Consider the following 5,005-nt stretch of genomic DNA (forward strand, 5'->3'; position numbering starts at 1 on the left):
GCTCGCCCGACCGGCTCCGGCGGCCAAGCTACCCGTAGAGCAGAGGCCGACCCTGCACTAATTTTGAACTCGGACCACCTCGTGGGGGCAGGTCACTCCGCGTGCGGCTCACTCGCCCCCTGCATGCATTCATAATACCTTCCGCCCGCAGAAGTAGTGCCCATCGCGCAACAGTTGAGGATATCGTATTCGATGCGGCGTGTGGTTGTGATCTGACACCTATTACACAGATCAGGTTTAAGACTGTCCGCGGGCTCCGCAGTGTCAAAGCTCAAGCTTCTCGCTCACCAGACCTGCCCCAAGGCGTTTCAGCACGCCCTAGATGCGCTCGACGTGATTGGTAGGTGGGAGTGGAGTGCGACGACCGATCGAGCCCGTGTCGATGGGTTCGTGGCGCTGCTGTTCGGTGTCGATCCTGACGAAGCTAAGCAGGGTGTGCCGCTCTCGCTCTTCATCGACAGCATACACCCAGATGACCGCGGGCGCGTTTTCGCCCAGATCCGGAGCTGCCGCGCTGACGGCGGCACATATCTCGCCGAATACCGAGTGATATCGGCCGATGGCCAGACGCGCTGGGTCCTAGATCGAGGCCACTTCAGCATCGATCATCTCGGCCGGTCGGTAGGCGGTGCTGGCATCCTGGTGGACATAACCCAGATGCGGATGTCTGAGGACGCGTTCAGCGAAGCCGAAACCCTTTCGATGGAACGGCCGCTGGACCGGGCGGCCGAGCACGCTATCGCCGCCCAGCAGGCGATCGTGGAGTTGCAGGACGCTGAGTTGAAGGCACAGGCGGACACGCTGCTGATGGCGCTCGGACGCAGGCTCGCCCAGCAGGAGGTTCGGGAACGGCGTCGGCGGATGAACTGAGGGCTGCCATTCTGTCGCGCCAGTCCGCTCGGCCGCAGGCTGGCGCGAGCCATCTCGCCATGGCACCCCGCGGGCATGGCGACGCTTGATGATCAGACCTGTGAAGCGAAAATCAAGGGTATCTGGCGTCAGATCAGCGTCGCTGAGGCAAAGAGCGCTTACGTGATGGCGCCGAAGCGATGCCCGTCCTGCCACGGTGCGGTGGTCCTTTCGGGTTCATACGCCGAACACCGCCGCCGGAGGTTCACCCATCGCAGGGTACATACCGGCTGCGCACAGGACCCGAAGCGGTACTCTGGCACGCCATCGCCGCATCCTCAGGCGGTCATCTGAGTGGCGGCTTGAGTCGACACGAACTCGATCAGGAACGCTCAGCGGGCGCACGGTGTTCGGAGCTGGTAGTTTCACTGGCAAGGAAGACGTGCATGGACGTTTGGCAACTCATCAAGCGCGACCATGAGAACATTGGTGGCCTGATCCGTGAGATACCATACGCTCTCAACGATCCCAGAGCGGTCGGCAGCCGCGAGCAGATGCTGGCTGATCTCATGGACGAGCTTGATCTGCATGCCATCGGCCTTGGTGCCAGCTTGTATGGCCCGTTGAGCCGGGAGAGCCAGACGCGCACGCTGATCAAAGACCTGAACCGCGGCCACGCTGAGTTCAGGCGACAGCTGCAGCAGCTCGCCCGTCGCCGTAGGGCGGACTCGGCTGGCTGGCTCGACACCTTTGAGGATGTCACGTTCCTCGTGGATCAGCACCTGCATCGCCACGTGCATGAGTTGATCCCCGCAGCCCAGATGCTTTTCGCGCCCGAGGAGGTTGCCGCTGCCACACGGGCGTTCGTGCGGGCCAAAACGAACGCGCTTCAGTCGCGGCGGCGAGGCACCGTGGCGGGAGGCATGTCGAGCGAGTTCGCCCTTATCGCGACGCTCGCCGGCGTGGCCGCCGGCCTCGGCTATCTGGTCTGGAACGGCGGACGCTTTGGCCGGTCGACATCTGACCGACCGGCCGAAGCTGGGGAGCGTGTTTCCCAGCGGGCGATCCGCCCTATGCCGCGGTGAAGACGGTGGGGCATGCCGGTCGATGAGCCGCTCGCCTGAAGCGAGGCAATTCCGTCGCCCGATTTGACGATAGAAGCCCGCCCTGGTGTTCCAGGTGCGGGCTTGGTGCGACTGCGCCAACGAGGCCGCACCCTGGATTTAGGCACTGCTCTTCCGGCGCTCAGCCCCCCAGCCGATCGCAGAAGCTACCTCGACCGTTATGGTTAATAGAAGGTTGCTGACGGTCGCGGCCCTCGCCGAGGCCGCCCTCGGCGAAAGGCCCCTGGAGCGTATTGTCTTTTGGCCGCAGTGGGATCGGGGCAGCGTTTGAAACTATCCAGCTGACACCTCCGTTCTGCGATGGCGTAGCCGTCCCCGGCTGCGCGATCTCCGGAGCAGTCTGTGGCACGTACCCCGACCCTGATCCTCGCGGCTTGCCTGACGGCAGGCGCTTTCCACCCAGCGGATGCCGCGACGAAGAAGGTGCAGGTACCGAACCAGTTCGACGGCTCCTGGACGATCGTCGCCACCACGACTGAGGGCCCCTGCTCGGCCAGCACAAGCTACAACGTGCAGATCAAGGACAGCGACGCGTCGATCCCCGGGGAGGAGGTCGACATCGATGGCGGCGTCTCGGCGGCCGGCGCCGTGCAGGCCACCATCACCCAAGGCTCGAACAAGGTGCCGATCGCCGGCAGTCTGACCGCGAAGGGTAGCGGCAGCGGCACTTGGCGCACGTCGGGCGGCTTGGTGGAGTGCAGCGGGAGTTGGAGCGCGAAGCGTTCTAGCTAGGCATTCTATGACGAAGCCGCACGGCCTTCACGGAGCGGAGAGACGCTTCGTGTTCGCAGCCACGTGCTCACGGTAGCGGGCGATGACCGTTTCGGGCGAGCCGCCGAACATCAGTGTCGTCATCGCCTCGCCGGCGGCGTGAACCTTCTCAATCACCATGGACTGAGCCTCAGCCAGTCCTTCGCTACCGCCCCAGGCTAGACGAACCAACCGCAGTTCGATGACGCGCTGCGCCTCAATGGCCAGCATCAGCGATGAGAAGAAGGGATTGTACACGGCACGCTCCTGGCCGCCGGATCGCGGCAGAGCTTGAACACATCACATCGTGAGAGAGATTCGGCGCTCGGTCGCATGCCCGCCCTGCATCTCAGCCTCATCGCCCGATCTGATCAGGGGCTGACCACGCCATATCGCAAGCTCGTGATCGCCCTACCCATATCCGGCAACACGCTCGCCACAACCGGACGGCATGGTTGCCGGTATGACCTTGCCAACAGCTCAAGCCCTCGGCGTCATGGCCTGCGCCATGATCGCGTCCGCCATTTACCTGGCGTCCCTCGTACACGGCGTCAGATCGGAGGATAGCGGCCCACGCTAGGCAAGCGCGACTGCGACGGCGAGGCCGCACCGAGGCCAGGGGGGTAGGCCATAGAGCTGCTCTGCCGTCGCTCGGCCCCTCGACCGATCGCTGTCGGCAGCATGACCGCGCATAGTTAACGGCCCGTCAACGGGTGTTGCTCTGTTCGCGTCTGCCCATGACACATGGCCGGTTGATGCCGGTGTTCTCGGCCGCCCGTCTCGCTATGTTCTGCTCCCGTTCTAGATCCCGCCCGCGGATCACAGGATGGGCTATGTCGAGACGGGGCGTCTTCGTGCGGGCCGAGGAGGTCGCCTTCCTGGAGGAGGCGCGGCGCTGGCGGCAGCAATGCGTCTTGGTCCTCACGAGGGCCAAGACGCAGGGCCCGCTCTACAACGCGACCTCGAAGGTAATCGACGCGATCGACGACGTTGCCGAGGTGGTGACCGGCGACCGGCGGACCTTCTACCAGAGGGATGCGACCATACCAGGCGAGAACCTACCGCCCGTGAAGTGGCGCACGGTGGAGTAGAGCAGCGTCGGCTCCGCCTACGTCCGTATAGAGGCTGGCCGGCTAGGCGAGCCGCGACGAGGGTGCTTACTGGGCTTCCGGTAGGGCGTGACGCGCGGGGCCCGCTCGACTGGCGCCGTGACCTCAACATCAGCGAACCGAGCATCAAACCGGCGTGCTGAGATCCACGCGACCGCGAGTCCGACAAGGCCGAAAGCGACCCCGAAGGCGGGCAGTCCGTAGCTGATCCAGAGGTTCGGGTCGGTCACGATCAATCCTCGCTGCGCAGGAAGTGGTAGGCTGCGGGAGCCACGAAGAATAGGACGAGGAAGGCCGCAGGACCAGCCCACCATGAGTGCAGGGCGGGGGATGGGCTGCCGGGCGCTTGGCCGAAGTTCGGGATGATCGTCGCCGCGGCTAGGATGCCCAGACCCACCGCGTTGGCGGTGGTGGCGAACGCTTCACCCGCTAGTTGAACCGCTTTGCTGCCAGCTTGCGCTCAGCCGCTCGAGCTTTGGCAGACTTGTTCACTCAGCCGGCGCCTTCCGTTCCCGGAACCGGATCCCGGCCCCACCGCCGTTCTCGGATATGAAAAGGTCGGCAGTCATGCCCGTAAATCTGCAGCCACCACCACGATGGCTGCTGTGAAAGCCGCGACGGAACAGTCCTCAATCGCGTACTCCAGGCCTGCAGCCTCAAGCGCGCGTTCAACACTCACGAGCACAAAGGCCACGGCGACGGCGAACATCCGGCCCTTGATGACGTTCATCCGGTCGGCTCGGTAGGCGCGTCGGCCCCTACAATGCCGAGCCACTCCAGCGCTGCTGCGCGCGAGGCGAAGGCGTGCTGCTGCCCCGTGAAGGGCGCCGGTCGCTTGGCTGGTACCGTCTCATCGAGGAGTTCGATCAGCCATCCTTGCACCGCGTCGCTGCGCCCGACCTCACGAACTAGGGACGCGACGGGGGCACCATCCAGCAGGACGTCGTAGCTGCCGGGAGCGAGCTGCTGGACGGTGTAGGTCACGACCGATCCTTGGTCCGGAAGCCCGCGAAGAAGCGCGTCAGGCCTTGTAGGTCACCGTCTGCTGAAACCTCGTCAGCGGGCGGAGAGTTCGGGTTGACCTGCCCCCACGAGGTGGTCCGAGTTCAAAATTAGTGCAGGGTCGGCCTCTGCTCTACGGGTAGCTTGGCCGCCGGAGCCGGTCGGGCGAGC

The 5,005-nt window shown here is 64.7% G+C and carries 8 protein-coding genes; 5 read left to right on the forward strand and 3 right to left on the reverse strand.

What is annotated here, in order from left to right; translation table 11 throughout:
• Positions 1 to 390: 390 nt before the first annotated feature.
• The 4 genes from ABIC30_RS31520 (at position 391) to ABIC30_RS31530 (ending at position 2,705) form a co-directional block, all read left to right on the forward strand.
• Positions 391 to 870 carry a PAS domain-containing protein gene (locus tag ABIC30_RS31520; RefSeq protein WP_244435243.1) on the forward strand — a complete coding sequence of 160 codons (480 nt, stop codon included), beginning with the start codon at positions 391 to 393 and terminating at the stop codon, positions 868 to 870.
• A 75-nt stretch (positions 871 to 945) separates the two neighbouring features.
• Positions 946 to 1,203, forward strand: a complete 258-nt coding sequence (locus ABIC30_RS31915; protein ID WP_502915895.1) for a hypothetical protein — start codon at positions 946 to 948, stop codon at positions 1,201 to 1,203.
• A gap of 92 nt (positions 1,204 to 1,295) precedes the next feature.
• Positions 1,296 to 1,934 carry a hemerythrin domain-containing protein gene (locus ABIC30_RS31525; RefSeq protein ID WP_020096561.1) on the forward strand — a complete coding sequence of 213 codons (639 nt, stop codon included), beginning with the start codon at positions 1,296 to 1,298 and terminating at the stop codon, positions 1,932 to 1,934.
• Positions 1,935 to 2,315: 381 nt separating this feature from the next.
• A complete protein-coding gene (locus ABIC30_RS31530; RefSeq protein WP_020096562.1) occupies positions 2,316 to 2,705 on the forward strand; it encodes a hypothetical protein in 390 nt (129 codons plus the stop codon).
• A gap of 27 nt (positions 2,706 to 2,732) precedes the next feature.
• Here the strand turns inward: ABIC30_RS31530 and ABIC30_RS31535 are convergent, their stop codons facing one another.
• Positions 2,733 to 2,981, reverse strand: coding sequence for a hypothetical protein (locus ABIC30_RS31535; RefSeq protein ID WP_020096563.1), 249 nt, complete (start codon positions 2,979 to 2,981; stop codon positions 2,733 to 2,735).
• 575 nt (positions 2,982 to 3,556) lie between these two features.
• Between ABIC30_RS31535 and ABIC30_RS31540 the strand changes: the two genes are divergently transcribed.
• A complete protein-coding gene (locus ABIC30_RS31540) occupies positions 3,557 to 3,814 on the forward strand; it encodes a hypothetical protein (protein WP_020096564.1) in 258 nt (85 codons plus the stop codon).
• A 583-nt stretch (positions 3,815 to 4,397) separates the two neighbouring features.
• Here ABIC30_RS31540 and ABIC30_RS31545 read toward each other — a convergent pair.
• Positions 4,398 to 4,562: a hypothetical protein gene (locus ABIC30_RS31545; protein WP_181049265.1), complete on the reverse strand. Its 165-nt coding sequence runs from the start codon at positions 4,560 to 4,562 to the stop codon at positions 4,398 to 4,400.
• Positions 4,559 to 4,816, reverse strand: coding sequence for a hypothetical protein (locus tag ABIC30_RS31550; protein WP_042671961.1), 258 nt, complete (start codon positions 4,814 to 4,816; stop codon positions 4,559 to 4,561). Before ABIC30_RS31550 ends, ABIC30_RS31545 begins: the two co-directional genes overlap by 4 nt.
• Positions 4,817 to 5,005 lie beyond the last annotated feature (189 nt).

The organism is Methylobacterium sp. 1030 (genome assembly GCF_040544715.1).
Taxonomy (GTDB): domain Bacteria; phylum Pseudomonadota; class Alphaproteobacteria; order Rhizobiales; family Beijerinckiaceae; genus Methylobacterium.

Excerpts from the sequence above, each read along its gene's own strand:
- ABIC30_RS31915 (WP_502915895.1), top strand. The coding sequence starts at position 946 with ATGGCGACGCTTGATGATCAGACCTGTGAAGCGAAAATCAAGGGTATC.
- ABIC30_RS31525 (WP_020096561.1), top strand. The coding sequence starts at position 1,296 with ATGGACGTTTGGCAACTCATCAAGCGCGACCATGAGAACATTGGTGGC.
- ABIC30_RS31540 (WP_020096564.1), top strand. The coding sequence starts at position 3,557 with ATGTCGAGACGGGGCGTCTTCGTGCGGGCCGAGGAGGTCGCCTTCCTG.
- ABIC30_RS31545 (WP_181049265.1), bottom strand. The coding sequence starts at position 4,562 with ATGAACGTCATCAAGGGCCGGATGTTCGCCGTCGCCGTGGCCTTTGTG.